Here is a 14,706-nt window from a genome sequence, read left to right as displayed (position 1 = left end):
GAGCTGGGGCCTGGCATGCGCACAATGCGCCCTCACTTTTCGCATGACCCATCGCACCCATGTCCAGCATCGATATCCGCCACGACCATTCCTTGACGCCGGCCCAGGCACGCGCGGCCATCGACGAGGCGGCGCGCAAGCTGACCGATCGCTACGGCGTCGCTTCGCATTGGGAAGGCGACACTTTGCGCATCGCACGTGCCGGCGTGGACGGAGCAATCGCGCTGTTGCCGCAACAAGTGCACGTCACCGCCGAACTCGGCTTTTTGCTGTCGGCGGTGCAGCCGATGGTGGAATCGGAAATCCGGCGCTTGCTGGCCGAAAAACTGGCCTGATCGCGCGATTGGCGCTGCGCTGCTTCAGCGTCAAGTCACCTGCTCGGGCGCTTGCGGGTAGATGCTTTCGGCACGCCTGATCGGGCAGTGCTTCACCTGCCCGATGCAGGGTCGGCACTAGGGTGAACGCAATGTCACGTTGGCAACCTACAGGAGCATCGCATGACGACCGGATACGATCAGAACGGTAACCGCGGTAACGCGGCCCAGGGCTTCCAGGCGCAGGCGGAACAGATCTCGCGCCGGCTTGGCGAATCGGCTCAGACCGTATGGCTTGCCGGTCTGGGCGCGCTTGGGCGCGTGCAGAACGAAGGCAGCAAGCTGTTCGACTCGTTGGTGCGCGAGGGCGCCGCCTATGAGCGCACCGGCCAGCGCAGGGCGGCCGAGAGCGTCGACGAATTGCGCGAAGAGGTGGAAACCCAGTTCGAGCAGGCACGCGATACCGCGGTGCGCGGCTGGGACAGACTGGGCAAGGCCTTCGACGAACGCGTGAAGGGCGTGCTGCGCACGCTCAACATTCCCGAGCAGGAAGAATTGGAAAACCTGCGGCGCGAGGTCGAATCGCTGAAGGCCCAGGTCCGCGCAAATACCGCGGCCACCAAGCGTGCCAACCGTACCGCTAACCAGGCGGCGCAGGCGGCCAGCGAGACGACCGCTGCCGGCGGCGCGGGTGCCGGGGCGGCATCGTCGTCCAGCAATCCCGGTGCGTTCGACCCGGAATGAGCGCAACAGTGAAAGCAGCCGCGCTGTCATGTGACGGCGCGGTTGTTGCCCGAGATGGTGAAGGGAGTCATCGCCGAGTGCAGCTGCGCACTACGTTTCTGCACGCCGGCCAAGCGCGGCGCCCCCAGCCACCTCGAGCGGTGTCATCGGCTGGTGCTACCCGCGCCGATGGGTGCAACTCACCGTGGGTGGTGTATTGGCTAATCCGCAGCCGCGCGTTGGCGATGGACCGGCGTGAGGATGCAGCGTCGCTGACGTGCGATTTGGCTCTGCGCAGCCTTTTTGAATCAGTGGCTTAGCGCCAAAACGCAGCTCTTCCGGCCCGATGTTGCAAAGCAACATGATTTTTTGGACAATCGGGAACGACCCGCCAGTCCTGCGTTACGAAGTCCGTTTGCTCCCCTCCCCTCACGGCTTCGGACTGGCGGGTCTTTCGCTATCTGGATCACGGCTCGCGATATCACCGCGCTCGATCCATTGACGAATCTTTCGCGAAGGATTCTTCTACACGCACGATTCGTTATACGCGCCATTGCTTGATGCTCATGCCTTCCTGGATTCTGGCGCCCTTGGCCGCACTGCTGCTCTGGCTGGCGGTGTCTGCCTACCTGTGGCTGGTACGACGACGCGCCAATGAAGTGCATGAAGGCGTCCGTGCGCTGGCCATCATGCACTGGCGCGATTTTTCCGCCGTGGTGCTGCGCGTCCTGCAGGATCAACGCGGATGGCAGCCCACCCAGCTGCCGCAGGATGGCCTGCCCACCGCCGACTTCATGATGCAGACCGAGCATGGCACCCGGTTGGTGGCCTGCAAGCACGGGCGCGGTTATCGCATCGGCGTGGCGGCGGTGAACGAGCTGGGCGCGATGGCACGGCTGGCTGGTGCAAACGGCGGCGTGATGGTGACCGAAGGCCGCATGGAGCGCGAAGGTATCGCCGCCGCGGAGAAACAATCGATCGAAGTGCTGGACGGTGTGCGTCTGTGGCCGCTGCTCAAACCCTATCTGCCTGGCGATGTGGAAGCCGGCGTGGTTGGTGCGGCGCGCCGCCGCGCGATCCGCCATAGCATCATCGCCGGCGCCGCGCTGGCGACGCTGGCCGTCATGGCGGTGCTGGCGCTGCGCCCGCCGGCTCCGACGCGGGCCACACCGCCCGCTGCGGCGTCTGCACCGATTCCCGCACCGGCCCGCGTGGTCGCACCGCCCACGCCCTCCGCCAGTACCGCCCAGCCGGGCCCGTCACCTACTGCAGTGGCCCCGGCCGCGCCGGCAGCCGGCGCAGAACCGGATGCAGCCACCATCCAAGGCTATCAGCGCGAGGTTTCCAAGGCGTTGGCGCAGACACCGGGGCTGGTGCGTGGCATCTGGCTGACCCAGGCAACCCTGGTAGTGGATCGGACGGTGGAAGACAGCGCGGCATGGCCGCTGATTTGCCGCGAGCTGCAACGCTACCCGTACCTGCGCACGGTGCGCGTGCAACTCAACCCGCGCCCGGGCACCGCCGAGCCGGTGCGCTGGCGTCAATGCAGCACGATTTGATCCTGGGGCGTTGGCTGCTGTCGTCGTGCCGCGTCGCCTGCCTGCCCAGCCGGGCACCTGATCGTGAACACGCAGTCGCCGCCATCCCGGCGTGCAGCGACTGCAACACGGCCGGTACCGTTCAGCGAACCCCTGGCGACTTGAGCGCTGCAGTACCGCGCCCGTCGCCTGCCGACGTCATCTCAGCGCAGTCCCGGCGCGAACCGTGCCACCAGATCGTACGAACCGCCTAGAAACATCTGGCGCACGTAGGTGACCGGCAGCTCGCCGCGCCAGGTGTGGCGGTCGATCACCAGGCAGGCCGCGCCGTCGTCCGCCTGGAGCTGCTCGGCCTGCGCGGCGTCGGCACTGGCAGCGCTGATGCGGTGCTCGGCACGCGTCCATGGCACGTTGCGCAATAACCAGCTGCCCGGCGCCACCTCCGTAAACGGCTGGTCCAATGCGTCGGGCACGGTGTTGATGTCGATCACGCGGTGCTCCAGCGCAAACGGGCGGCCGTCGGCCAGGTGCACGCTCTGCAATTCCAGCACCTTGCCGGTGCTGCCCAGCGCACGTTCCTGCGGCACGCGCTGCCGCACGTTGCGCAGCTGCCGCGACAACAAAGAGAACCGGTACGCATGGCCGCGCGTGGTCATTTCCACTTCGATGTCCGGGATCGAGAGCGCCACCTGTTCCAGATGCGGGTGCTGCCGTGCCACGAACGACCCAGTACGGCGGCGGCGTTCGATCATGCCGGCATCGGCCAGCAAGCCGAGCACCTTGTTCACCGTCATGCGCGAGCAGCCGTACTGCGCCATCAACTCGTGCTCAGGCGGCACGCGGTGCCCGGGCGGCCAGTCGCCGCTATGGATGCGTTGTTCCAGATCCTGGCGGATGCGCTGATGCAAGGTGCCAGGCACGATGGTGGTGGTGGCGGTCAAAGCGCGGGTCTCCGGAAAGAGCGGCTATTCAATCGGCATGCCGCATGGTCGGCAGCGTGCGCCAGCTGCACGTTGCGGCATGCACCATGCACGCTGCATGGACGAGCGCACTGCATGCACCTGCTCCGGCGACGCAGCTGCGTCTGCGGTGGCTCCAGGAGCAGCACTGCGCGCGCATCCGCTTGGAGCGGTTCAGGCGCAGCCACTGGCGGTTGCGGCCGGGGCCCGTCATCGGCAGGTGCAAAGCGTACACCACGACTCCTGCGCGCCGTTGGGCAGCCACCTGACCACTCTCGCCACCGTGCGATGAGCAATGTCACTGGCCCAGCAGGCTGCGCAACACCGCGGCAAACCGTGCGGCGATACGGGCGCGGTCGACATGCTGCCCCTCGCGCACCACCCAGCGCCCGCCGCGCCAGACGTTGCGCACCGCGGTGCCACGCGCGGCGAACAGCCAGCTGTCCAGCAAGGCGTCGTCGCTGCGCGCCAGCAGGGCCGGATGCGCGGTGTCCAGTTCGATCAGATCGGCCGCTGCTCCGGCACGGATGCCGGTCTGCGCGAGGCCCAGCGCCTGCGCGGCACCCATGCCGGCCTGATCGTAGAGCCAGCGTCCGCTCGACACCGGCCCCTGCGCCACGACATTGCGTGCCTGCAGCGTCAGGCGCTGGCCGTATTCGAGCAGGCGCAGTTCTTCGGCTGCATCGATCAGCACATTCGAATCCGAGCCCACGCCGAAACGCCCGCCCGCAGCAGCGAAGGCCTGCATCGGGAACACGCCATCGCCCAGATTCGCCTCGGTGATCGGGCACAGACCGACGACCGCGCCGCTGGCGACAATTGCCTGCAGTTCGTGTGCATCCACGTGCGTGGCGTGTACCAGGCACCAGCGCGCATCCACCGGCGCGTTGGCCAACAGCCACTGCACCGGGCGCTGCTTGGACCAGGCCAGGCAGGCATCCACTTCACGCTGCTGCTCGGCGATATGGATGTGGATGGGGCCATCGGTAAGCGGCACCAGCGCTGCCAGTTGCTGCGGAGTGACCGCGCGCAGGCTGTGCGGCGCCAGCCCGAGTACCGCGTCCGGCAGCGCTTTCAGGCTGTGTCTGCAGTCGTCCAGCAAGCGCGCGAAGCCGTCAATGTCGTGAATCAGACGGCGTTGCGCCGGGCTGGGGGTGGCACCACCGAAATCCGAGTGCGCATAGAACACCGGCAACAGGCTGAGCCCGATGCCGGTGTTGGCGGCAGCGGCGGCAATGCGCTCGGACATTTCGCCGGGCTGCGCATACGGCACACCGCTGGCTGCGTGATGCAGGTAATGGAATTCGCCGACCCGGGTGAAGCCGCTTTCGAGCATTTCAACATATGCCTGCTCGGCGATTGCCTGCAGGCTGTCCGGGTCGAGCCGGTCGACGAAGCGGTACATCAGCTCGCGCCAGCTCCAGAAGCTGTCGCCGCTGCGCCCGCCGACTTCGGTCAACCCCGCCATGCCGCGTTGGAAGGCATGGCTGTGCAGATTCCCCAAGCCAGGCAACAGCACGTCGCAGCGCGTGTCGGTAATCGCAGCAGCCGCATTGGCCTCCACCGAAACGATGCGGCCCTGCTCTGCCGCGACCCGCACCTTGCTCGCCCAGCCGTCGGGCAACAATGCCCGGGCTGCCCAGAACACCTGCGTCTGTTGGTCTGCCACTAGACACCCTCGATCGCCGAACTTATTGTATATACATATCAGACACCACGAGCCTGCGCCATGCATTGCGACGTTCTGTGGCACAACGCGCAACTGATGACCCTGGATGCGACCGATGGCGGCCTGGGCATCGTGGACGATGGCATCGTCGCCTGCCGGCACGGCCATATCGTCTACGCCGGCGCAGCCGCACAGGCCCCGGCGCTGCAGCCCGACAGTGCGCACGACTGCCGGCGCCGCTGGATCAGCCCCGGCCTGATCGATTGCCACACGCACCTGGTGTACGCCGGCAACCGTGCCAATGAGTTCGAGCAACGCCTGCGCGGCGCCAGCTATGCCGACATCGCCGCAGCCGGCGGCGGCATCGTGGCGACGGTGCGCGCCACCCGCGCCGCCGACGGTGCGGCGTTGCTGGCCGCCAGCCTGCCGCGCCTGGATGCGATGCTTGGCGAAGGCGTCACCACGCTGGAAATCAAATCCGGCTACGGGCTCACGCTGGACGATGAAGTCAAGCAGCTGCGCGTGGCGCGCCAACTCGCCGCGCTGCGCAAGGTGGAAGTGGTGCCGACCTTCCTGGGCGCGCATGCCGTGCCGCCTGGTGGGCAGGCGCAGCACTACATCGACCAGGTCTGCACGCAGATGATTCCGGCGATCGCCACGCAAGGGCTTGCCGAGGCCGTGGACGTGTTCTGCGAGCATCTGGCGTTCTCGCAGGCGCAGGCCGAAAAAGTCTTCGTTGCGGCGCAAGCGCATGGTTTGCGCATCAAGATCCACGCCGAACAATTGAGCAACCAGCACGGCGCCGAACTGGCCGCACGCTACGGCGCGTTGTCGGCCGATCACATCGAGTACCTGGACCAGGCGGGCATTGAGGCGATGGCCGCTGCCGGCACGGTGGCAGTGCTGCTGCCAGGCGCGTTCTACTTCACCCGCGATACCCAACTGCCACCGATTGCCGCGCTGCGCACGGCCGGCGTGCCGCTGGCGTTGGCCACCGATTGCAACCCGGGCACCTCGCCGCTGACCAGCCCGCTGCTGGCGATGAACATGGCGGCGACGTTGTTCCGCATGACCGTGGACGAATGCATCGCCGGGTTCACCCGCGAGGCTGCGCGGGCGCTTGGCCGCAGCGAGCGCCTGGGCCAGTTGCGCGCCGGCATGGACTGCGACCTGGCGATCTGGAACATCGATGCGCCGGCCGATCTGGTCTACCGCATGGGCTTCAATCCTCTTCATGCCCGCGTCTGGCGCGGGCATCTGTGCTGAATCCGGAGTCGTCATGAGTGTTTCTGTTGTCTTGCAACCCGGCCGGGTCACGCTGGCGCAATGGCGTGCGCTGTATCGCGGTGCCGACGTCGCGTTGGACGATGCATGCGCTGCCGCGGTGCTGCGCAGCGCGCAAACGGTGGAGGCCATCGTGGCGCGTGGCGAGCCGGTGTATGGCGTCAACACCGGCTTCGGCAAGCTGGCCAGCGTGCGTATCGAGCCCGAGGATCTGCAGACCCTGCAACGCAATATCGTGCTCTCGCACGCGGCAGGTGTGGGCGAGCCCACGCCGGTACCGGTGGTGCGGCTGATGATGGCGCTCAAGCTCACCAGCCTGGCCCAGGGCGCGTCCGGCGTGCAGCCGGGCACGCTGGCGTTGCTGGAAGCGATGCTGCGCGCCGGCATCACCCCGGTGGTGCCGTGCCAGGGCTCGGTGGGCGCTTCCGGCGACCTGGCACCGCTGTCGCATCTGGCCGCGGTGATGATCGGCGTTGGCGAAGCCTTCGTCGGCGCGCAGCGACTGCCTGCTGCCGACGCGCTTGCACATGCGCAGCTGCAGCCGCGCGTGCTGGGCGCAAAGGAAGGGTTGGCCCTGCTCAACGGCACCCAGTTTTCCACCGCCTGCGCCCTGGCCGGTCTGTTCGAGATCGAAACCGTCCTGCAGGCCGCGCTGGTCACCGGCGCGTTGTCGGTGGAAGCGGCCAAGGGCTCGGATACGCCCTTCGATGCGCGCATTCATGCCTTGCGCGGGCAGCCCGGGCAGATCGCCACCGCTGCCGCATTGCGCGCCCTGATGGCCGATTCGGCCATTCGCGAATCGCATCGGCTGGGCGATGTGCGCGTGCAGGACCCGTACTGCCTGCGCTGCCAGCCGCAGGTGATGGGGGCGGCGCTGGATGTGATGCGTCAGGCCGCGCGCACCCTGCAGATCGAAGCCAATGGCGTGTCCGATAACCCACTGGTCTTCAGCGACACCGGTGAAGCGCTGTCTGGCGGCAACTTCCACGCCGAGCCGGTCGCCTTCGCCGCGGACATGCTGGCGATGGCGGTCTGCGAAATCGGCTCGATCAGCGAACGCCGCACCGCGATGCTGGTCGACCCGGCACTGTCCGGCCTGCCCGCCTTTCTCACCCCGCGCCCGGGCCTGAACTCCGGCTTCATGATTCCGCAGGTGACCGCCGCCGCGCTGGTATCGGAAAACAAGCAGCGCGCGTATCCGGCCAGTGTCGATTCGATTCCGACTTCGGCCAATCAGGAAGATCACGTGTCGATGGCTGCGCACGGTGCGCGCCGCTTGCTGGCGATGGCCGAGAACGCCACCAACGTCATCGGCATCGAGCTTCTGGCCGCCGTGCAGGGCTGCGATTTCCATGCGCCACTGCGCTCCAGCACTGCGCTGGAAGCGGCGCGTGCCCTGTTGCGCGCGCAGGTGCCGACACTGCAGGACGACCGCTACTTTCATCCGGACATGCTGGCTGCCAGCGCATTGGTGCGCTCGGGCGCGCTGGCGCAGGCAGTGGCGATCCCGTTGCCGGGTGTGGAGCAGGACGTATGAGTAGGCAGCGCTTGTGCAGCGAATCGATACCTGCCTCGTCGCGGCCGCAACTGCAGTCTTTCGCGATCTCTCCAAGCGCACGCACTTGCGATGACGCCGCGCCGCGCACGCGACGCATCCGCAACGCACAGCTGCGCAACGCATGCCGCACGCACGCAGCACGCGTGCATGGAGCGCAGCGATGAACGCCCTGCCCGACTGGCTGGAACTGCACCGCGGCGACGCGCCGTTGATCGTCAGTTTTCCGCATACCGGCACCGAGTTACCGGAGGACGTGGCCGACCAGTTCGTGTCGCCGTGGCTGGCGCGCCGCGATACCGATTGGTGGGTACACCAGCTTTACGACTTCGCACAGGCGCTGGGCGCCACCACGCTGCGGACTGCCATCTCGCGCTCGGTCATCGACGTCAATCGCGACCCGAGCGGGGCCTCGCTGTATCCGGGCCAGAACACCACCGGTTTGTGCCCGCTCACCACCTTCGACAATCAGCCTTTGTATGCCGATGGTGCGGCACCGGATCAGGCGCAGATCGCGTTGCGTCGCACGCGCTGGTTCGACCCGTACCACGCCGCGCTTGCGGGGGAAATTGCGCGCCTGCGCGCGCAGCACGCGAAGATCGTGGTCTACGACGCGCATTCGATCCGCTCGTTCATCCCGCATCTGTTCGATGGCGAATTGCCGCAATTCAATATCGGCAGCAACGAGGACCGCAGCTGCGACCGGCGCCTGGTCGATGCGGTGGAGCGCCTGTGCCGCAGCAGCGGCTCCAGCACGGTGCGCAACGGCCGCTTCAAGGGCGGCTGGATCACCCGCCACTACGCGCAGCCCGCGCATGGCGTGCACACCTTGCAGATGGAACTGGCCTGTCGCGGCTACATGCGCGAGCCCGACAGCCTCACGCCCGAAAACTGGCCAACGCCGTGGCAGCCGGTACACGCCGTGGTGCTGCGCGCGGTACTGCGCCACGTGCTGCAGGCCTGCCTGCACTTTGCCAATGCGCCCTCTTCCGACGCCGCGCCGCCTGCGGCCAACCGCTGATTGCAAGGAACCCGGCATGACCCGTCACGATGCAACCCGCGTCATTCGCGCCGCCACCGGCACCACGCTCACCGCCAAGAGCTGGCTCACCGAAGCGCCGCTGCGCATGTTGATGAACAACCTGGACCCGGACGTGGCCGAGCGCCCGCAGGAACTGGTGGTCTACGGCGGTATCGGCCGCGCCGCGCGCGACTGGGAATCCTTCGACGCCATCGTCGCTGCGCTCACGCGGCTGGACGAGGACCAAACCTTGCTGGTGCAGTCCGGCAAACCGGTGGGCGTGTTCCGCACCCATGCCGATGCGCCGCGCGTGCTGATCGCCAACTCCAACCTGGTGCCGCGCTGGGCCAACTGGGACCACTTCAACGAACTCGATCAAAAGGGCCTGGCCATGTACGGCCAGATGACCGCCGGCAGCTGGATCTACATCGGCGCGCAAGGCATCGTGCAGGGCACCTACGAAACCTTCGTGGAAATGGGCCGCCAGCACTACGCCGGCAACCTGGCTGGCAAGTGGCTGTTCACCGGCGGTCTCGGCGGCATGGGCGGCGCGCAACCGCTGGCGGCGGTAATGGCCGGCGCCTCGTGCCTGGCGGTGGAGTGCCGCCGCTCCAGCATCGACATGCGCCTGCGTACCGGGTATCTGGATACGTGGACCGACTCTCTGGACGAGGCGCTGCGCCTGATCGAGGAGTCGTGCACCGCGAAAAAACCGCTGTCGGTCGGCCTGCTCGGCAATGTCGCCGACGTGCTGGACGAACTGCTGCTGCGCGGGATCAAGCCGGATCTGTTGACCGACCAGACTTCTGCGCACGACCCGGTCAACGGCTACCTGCCGCAGGGCTGGAGCGTGGAAGAGTGGGACGCAAAACGCGTGAGCGCGCCCAAGGAAGTGGAAGCCGCTGCGCGCGAGTCGATGGCCAACCACATCCGCGCCATGCTCACTTTCCACGCGCTGGGCGTGCCTACCGTGGATTACGGCAACAACCTGCGCCAGATGGCGCTGGAAGCCGGCATCGATAACGCATTCGATTTCCCCGGCTTCGTGCCTGCCTACATCCGCCCGCTGTTCTGTCGCGGCATTGGCCCGTTCCGCTGGGTTGCGCTCAGCGGCGACCCGGACGACATCGCAAAGACCGACGCCAAGGTCAAGGAGCTCATCCCCGACGATGCGCACCTGCATCGCTGGCTCGACATGGCCGCCGAAAAGATCGCCTTCCAGGGCCTGCCCGCGCGCATCTGCTGGGTGGGCCTGGGCGATCGCCACCGGCTGGGCCTGGCCTTCAACGCCATGGTGCGCAGCGGCGAGCTGAAGGCGCCGGTGGTGATCGGCCGCGACCATCTGGATTCGGGCAGCGTGGCCTCGCCCAATCGCGAAACCGAAGCGATGGCCGACGGCTCGGACGCGGTCTCCGACTGGCCGCTGCTCAATGCCCTGCTCAACACCGCCAGCGGCGCCACCTGGGTGTCGCTGCATCACGGCGGCGGCGTCGGCATGGGCTTTTCGCAGCACGCCGGCATGGTCATCGTCTGCGACGGCAGCGAGGCCGCCGACAAGCGCATCGAACGGGTGCTCTGGAACGACCCGGCCACCGGGGTGATGCGCCACGCCGATGCCGGTTACGCCATTGCAACCGATTGCGCGAAGGAAAAAGGGCTGGATTTGCCTGGCATTCTTCGCTGACCCGGCCGAACAGCGCCACGCTTTGGGGGCACCGCTGCAGCATCCGGGCCGCTCCCGCCCGCAGCCTTGTTCATGCATTCCGCGGTCCCCCGCAAGGGCCCGCTGTCGGGCCTCTTACGGCTGCCATTGGCCACATCAGATGCTGTGCGCCGGCACCATGCAGTTGCGGTGTCTGGGCACGATGTCCCGGATCAGGGCATGCGCCGAGGATCAGCCTCAAGTCTGCGCGTTGCAGGCCGACAAGATATGCAACGTTTCGAGGAATCCCCATGGGCATCCTGATCTACCTGGTGCCTGCATTCGCACTCTGGGCGCTGATCGCGACCGGGCTGGCATTCGTGCGTGGCCGCCAGCTACGTGCCGAATCCGGCGAGCTTGCCAGTACGCAGGACAGCCTTGGCCGCTATCAGGCGGCGCTATCGCAACTGAAGGCGCGTGCGGCGGCCACCACGCTGGAACTGGAATCGCTGCAGCGTAGCTATGCCGTGCTCAAGCAATCGCTGGAACAGCATGAGCAGAACGCCTCCGAGCAGCAGGCAGCCGCTGCCGGCCAAGTGATTCCCATGGTGCTGGTGCAGCGGCTGGATATCGCCAGCGAGATCGGCACGCTGTTCGCGCATGTGGCGCGCGTGGCGCGCAGCCTGCGTCGCTACAGCGCCTATAGCCGCGGCCACAACGCACCCGAGCCTGCCACCGCGCGCTACGACCTGCACTGGCTTGCCGATTGCCTGCACAGCTTCGATCAGATCGGTCATGCGCTGGTACGTGGCAATGTCGCTGCGCTGATCACCGCCTGCCAGGATCTGCTATCGATGTACGAGCACTACCTGAAGGATGGTTCCGGCTACAACAGCCGCGACACCTTCCAGCGCCTGAGCAACGATGTGCCGCTGTCCGAGGCCACCGATGCGATCCGCTCGATCATCGTCAAGGCGACGCTGGCGCAGGATGTGCGCGATGCGGTGCAGGACGACGAGGTGGCGGCGAACGTTGGGTGATTCGGGAATCGGGAATCGGGAATCGGGAATCGGGAATCGGGAATCGGGAAAGCGTGCGGCCTGATGCATCATGTGGGCAAGCGCTGGGCAGATAGCGTCGTCTTGCCGAGATAGCTGAGCGCTTGCCAGATGTGCTTCAAGAAAAAAGCGCACCGCTTGCGGTGCGCTTTTTCGTGCTTCAACGTCCTGAGTCACTGACGAATGGTGCGATCCCTCGTAGCTGCCGGAGGACGACTCGCGGGCGACATCAGCATGTCTGCCTGCATTGCACACTCCGATTCCAGCCACCAACCACGTGGCATGGCGTCTGCCTGTCTTTAGCAGCCGCCCCCGCTCGTCTCCGACATCATTGCGCCTTCTGCGGTAACGCGTAGGCGATCAACGCATCGCCTGCCGGGGTCTCCATGAAGTGGTGCCCGCCGGCCATGATGACCAGATACTCGCGGCCACCGTATTCGTACACCATCGGGTTGGCCTGGCCACCGGCCGGCAACTTGGCATGCCACAGCTCCTTGCCGGTGGCCAGATCGATCGCGCGGATCAGGTCGTCGGTGGCTGCGGCAATGAAGATCAAACCGCTTGCCGTCACCACCGCGCCACCATTGTTCGGTGTACCGATTTCGATCGGCAGGCCGGAACGGATGCCGAACGGGCCATTGCCGCGCGCACTGCCGAACGGGCGGTCCCACAGCGTCTTGCCGCTGGCCAGATCGATGGCGCGGATGCCGCCATACGGTGGCTCCTTGCACAGCAACTTGGTGAACGGCAGACGCCAGCCGGCATTGACGTTGACTGCATACGGCGTGCCGGTCTGCGGGTCGCCTGCGCCTTCCGCACCGCCCGCATCGCCACGCACTTCATCACGCGGTGCCCAACCCAGCTTGTCGGCCTTGGCGCGCGGCACCAGCAGGTTGTAGTTGGGCATGTCGTTGTAATTGGCCACGATCACACCGCGGTGCGGATCTACCGCCACGCTGCCCCAATCCGAACCACCGTTGTAACCGGGGTACTCGATCGAATGCCGGTCCGCTTCCGGCGGCGTGTAGATGCCCTTATAGCTGGCCTTGCGGAACTGGATACGGCAAACCAGCTGGTCGATCGGGGTCATGCCCCACATGTCGCGTTCGGTCAGATCCGGCTTGCGCAACGTGTGGTACAGCGAGAACGGCTGCGTCCTGGCACGCATCTGCGGCTCCACGCCACCGCCTGGCACCGCACGCTCTTCCACGCCCACCAGCGGCTTGCCGGTGCGCCGATCCAGGACGTACAGCTCGCCCTGCTTGCTCGGCAACAGCACCGCCGGCACGTTGACGCCGTCCTTGGGGAAGTCGATCAGGCTCGGCTGCGAGCCCAGGTCGTAGTCCCATGCATCGATGTGGGTGGTCTGGAAATTCCATGCCGGCTTGCCGGTGGCGACATCCAGCGCCACCAGCGAGGTCGCGTAACGGTTTTCCTGCGGCGTGCGCGAGCTGCTCCAGTAATCGGCTGTGGAATTGCCCATCGGCAGATAGACATAGCCCAACTGCTCATCGGCTGCGGCGGTGGTCCACATATTGGGCGTGCCGCGCGTCCAGCTCTGGCCCGGCGGCGGTGCGCCGTTCCATTCCGGATGCGTCATGTCCCAGGCCCAGCGCAACTTGCCGGTCACCGCATCGAAGCCTTCGATCACACCGGAGGGCTCGTAACGCTTCTGCCCGTCGAGCACTTGATGCCCGGTGACCACCACGCCGCGCACGATGGCCGGCGGCGAATTGATCGACACATAGCCCGGCGGCGTCTGGCCCATACCGACGGTGATGTCGACCTGACCGTTGCTGCCGAAATCCGGGCATGGCGTGCCGCTACGTGCGTCCAGCGCAATCAAGCGCCCGTCGAGCGTGCCTTCGATCACGCGCGTGCCGCACAGCTGTGCGGTTGCTCCAGCATCCACCGCGGTAGCAGCCACCGGCACTTCGTAATACGAGACGCCACGGCATGCCGCCGTGTACGGAATCGCCTCGTCCTTGACCTTGGGATCGTAGCGCCAGCGCTGCTTGCCGCTGGCGGCATCCAGCGCAATCACCTGGTTGCGTGCAGTACATAGGTACAGGCTGTCGCCCACCTTCAGCGGCGTGGTTTCCGCACCCCAGCGCTTGTTCGGCAGATCGCCGGTGTGGAAAAGCCAGGCTTGCTGCAGCTGCGCGACGTTGTCGCGATTGATCTGCTGCAACGGCGAATAGCGCTGGCCGGCCTGGCTGCGTCCGTATGCGGCCCAATCGCCGTCGGCCGGTGCATTCGCCGGCTGTACGCCGGACGCCTCGACCGGGGCGGAGGTGTCGCGGTTGACCAGACCACCGAGCATGCCTGCCGCATGCGCCAGCGCGCCATCGGCTTCAGTCACGCCATGCGGCATGAACGCCAATGCGAACGCCACCACAAATACCATCGCCAGCGCACCGGCCAGGCTGCGCGATACCGTGCGCGACACAGGGCGATGCAGTTTCGGTAGCAACAGCGCAAGCACGAATGCCAGACCCACGATCAGGCCCAGACGCGGCACCCAGCGCCAGTAATCGCTGCCTGATTCCCACCACGTCCAGAGCAACGAAACCGCCACTACGCCGGCAAACCACCAGGCGCCCGCATTGCGGCCACGAAACAGCAGCACACCAGCAATCAGCATCGCCGCGCCGGCCGGTGCGTAATACCAAGAGCCGCCCAACGCAGCCAGCCACACGCCACCGGCAAGCAGCACCGCGCCCAGTAAAGCAATCACGCCTCCCAAGGTCGCCAGCGCCCAATGGCCGCGACCGGAAGGACGATCCAGAATCGTCATCCCTTGTTCCTCTTCGACTCAGCGGCGACGCAACGCCGCCGCACCACCCACAACCTTCGACCCGGGCCAGTGAAAGAGCCGCGATCTTTGCGGCGAACGCATGAAGACACTGCGTTGCAGATGTCAGCACTCGCCATAAAGCGTGG

At 66.5% G+C, this 14,706-nt stretch carries 12 protein-coding genes; 8 read left to right on the top strand and 4 right to left on the bottom strand.

Annotation, left to right across the window (positions count from 1 at the left end; translation table 11 throughout):
• Positions 1–59: 59 nt before the first annotated feature.
• From ACCQ07_RS08430 to ACCQ07_RS08420, 3 genes are all read left to right on the top strand, one after another.
• Positions 60–335, top strand: coding sequence for a polyhydroxyalkanoic acid system family protein (locus tag ACCQ07_RS08430; RefSeq protein ID WP_008576246.1), 276 nt, complete (start codon positions 60–62; stop codon positions 333–335).
• Positions 336–497: 162 nt separating this feature from the next.
• Positions 498–1,058, top strand: coding sequence for a phasin family protein (locus ACCQ07_RS08425; protein WP_008576248.1), 561 nt, complete (start codon positions 498–500; stop codon positions 1,056–1,058).
• A gap of 539 nt (positions 1,059–1,597) precedes the next feature.
• Entirely contained in the window at positions 1,598–2,596 is a 999-nt protein-coding gene (locus ACCQ07_RS08420) for a restriction endonuclease (RefSeq protein ID WP_011347042.1), read from the top strand.
• A 182-nt stretch (positions 2,597–2,778) separates the two neighbouring features.
• Here the strand turns inward: ACCQ07_RS08420 and hutC are convergent, their stop codons facing one another.
• Genes hutC through ACCQ07_RS08405 form a run of 3 tightly spaced genes read right to left on the bottom strand, consistent with a single transcriptional unit; the run spans position 2,779 to position 5,203 of the window.
• Positions 2,779–3,516 carry a histidine utilization transcriptional repressor HutC gene (gene hutC / locus ACCQ07_RS08415; protein WP_008576253.1) on the bottom strand — a complete coding sequence of 246 codons (738 nt, stop codon included), beginning with the start codon at positions 3,514–3,516 and terminating at the stop codon, positions 2,779–2,781.
• Positions 3,517–3,544: 28 nt separating this feature from the next.
• On the bottom strand, positions 3,545–3,772 hold the full coding sequence (locus ACCQ07_RS08410; RefSeq protein ID WP_122273057.1) for a hypothetical protein: 228 nt from the start codon (positions 3,770–3,772) through the stop codon (positions 3,545–3,547).
• A gap of 60 nt (positions 3,773–3,832) precedes the next feature.
• Positions 3,833–5,203, bottom strand: a complete 1,371-nt coding sequence (locus ACCQ07_RS08405; RefSeq protein ID WP_008576256.1) for a formimidoylglutamate deiminase — start codon at positions 5,201–5,203, stop codon at positions 3,833–3,835.
• Between the two features lie 60 nt (positions 5,204–5,263).
• Here ACCQ07_RS08405 and hutI point away from each other — a divergent pair, with 60 nt between their 5' ends.
• The 5 genes from hutI (at position 5,264) to ACCQ07_RS08380 (ending at position 11,745) form a co-directional block, all read left to right on the top strand.
• On the top strand, positions 5,264–6,469 hold the full coding sequence (hutI, locus tag ACCQ07_RS08400; RefSeq protein WP_372165702.1) for an imidazolonepropionase: 1,206 nt from the start codon (positions 5,264–5,266) through the stop codon (positions 6,467–6,469).
• Positions 6,470–6,482: 13 nt separating this feature from the next.
• The gene (gene hutH, locus ACCQ07_RS08395; protein WP_031422068.1) at positions 6,483–8,024 is read left to right on the top strand and encodes a histidine ammonia-lyase; all 1,542 of its coding nucleotides are present in this window, start codon (positions 6,483–6,485) and stop codon (positions 8,022–8,024) included.
• Positions 8,025–8,205: 181 nt separating this feature from the next.
• Entirely contained in the window at positions 8,206–9,063 is an 858-nt protein-coding gene (gene hutG / locus ACCQ07_RS08390; RefSeq protein ID WP_033479085.1) for an N-formylglutamate deformylase, read from the top strand.
• A gap of 16 nt (positions 9,064–9,079) precedes the next feature.
• Entirely contained in the window at positions 9,080–10,747 is a 1,668-nt protein-coding gene (gene hutU / locus ACCQ07_RS08385; RefSeq protein WP_014089866.1) for a urocanate hydratase, read from the top strand.
• Between the two features lie 269 nt (positions 10,748–11,016).
• A complete protein-coding gene (locus ACCQ07_RS08380; RefSeq protein WP_008576266.1) occupies positions 11,017–11,745 on the top strand; it encodes a hypothetical protein in 729 nt (242 codons plus the stop codon).
• 346 nt (positions 11,746–12,091) lie between these two features.
• Here the strand turns inward: ACCQ07_RS08380 and ACCQ07_RS08375 are convergent, their stop codons facing one another.
• Positions 12,092–14,560 carry a membrane-bound PQQ-dependent dehydrogenase, glucose/quinate/shikimate family gene (locus ACCQ07_RS08375; RefSeq protein ID WP_372363979.1) on the bottom strand — a complete coding sequence of 823 codons (2,469 nt, stop codon included), beginning with the start codon at positions 14,558–14,560 and terminating at the stop codon, positions 12,092–12,094.
• Positions 14,561–14,706: the final 146 nt, after the last annotated feature.

The organism is Xanthomonas sp. NCPPB 3583 (assembly GCF_041475715.2).
GTDB lineage: Bacteria > Pseudomonadota > Gammaproteobacteria > Xanthomonadales > Xanthomonadaceae > Xanthomonas > Xanthomonas euvesicatoria.
Note: the sequence above shows the minus strand (reverse complement) of the source record. Positions and strands in the feature narration are given on the sequence as shown.

Coding starts and splice junctions, on each gene's coding strand:
- ACCQ07_RS08430 (WP_008576246.1), top strand. CDS start 60: ATGTCCAGCATCGATATCCGCCACGACCATTCCTTGACGCCGGCCCAG.
- ACCQ07_RS08380 (WP_008576266.1), top strand. CDS start 11,017: ATGGGCATCCTGATCTACCTGGTGCCTGCATTCGCACTCTGGGCGCTG.
- hutG (WP_033479085.1), top strand. CDS start 8,206: ATGAACGCCCTGCCCGACTGGCTGGAACTGCACCGCGGCGACGCGCCG.
- hutI (WP_372165702.1), top strand. CDS start 5,264: ATGCATTGCGACGTTCTGTGGCACAACGCGCAACTGATGACCCTGGAT.
- ACCQ07_RS08425 (WP_008576248.1), top strand. CDS start 498: ATGACGACCGGATACGATCAGAACGGTAACCGCGGTAACGCGGCCCAG.
- ACCQ07_RS08375 (WP_372363979.1), bottom strand. CDS start 14,560: ATGACGATTCTGGATCGTCCTTCCGGTCGCGGCCATTGGGCGCTGGCG.
- ACCQ07_RS08420 (WP_011347042.1), top strand. CDS start 1,598: ATGCTCATGCCTTCCTGGATTCTGGCGCCCTTGGCCGCACTGCTGCTC.
- hutU (WP_014089866.1), top strand. CDS start 9,080: ATGACCCGTCACGATGCAACCCGCGTCATTCGCGCCGCCACCGGCACC.
- hutH (WP_031422068.1), top strand. CDS start 6,483: ATGAGTGTTTCTGTTGTCTTGCAACCCGGCCGGGTCACGCTGGCGCAA.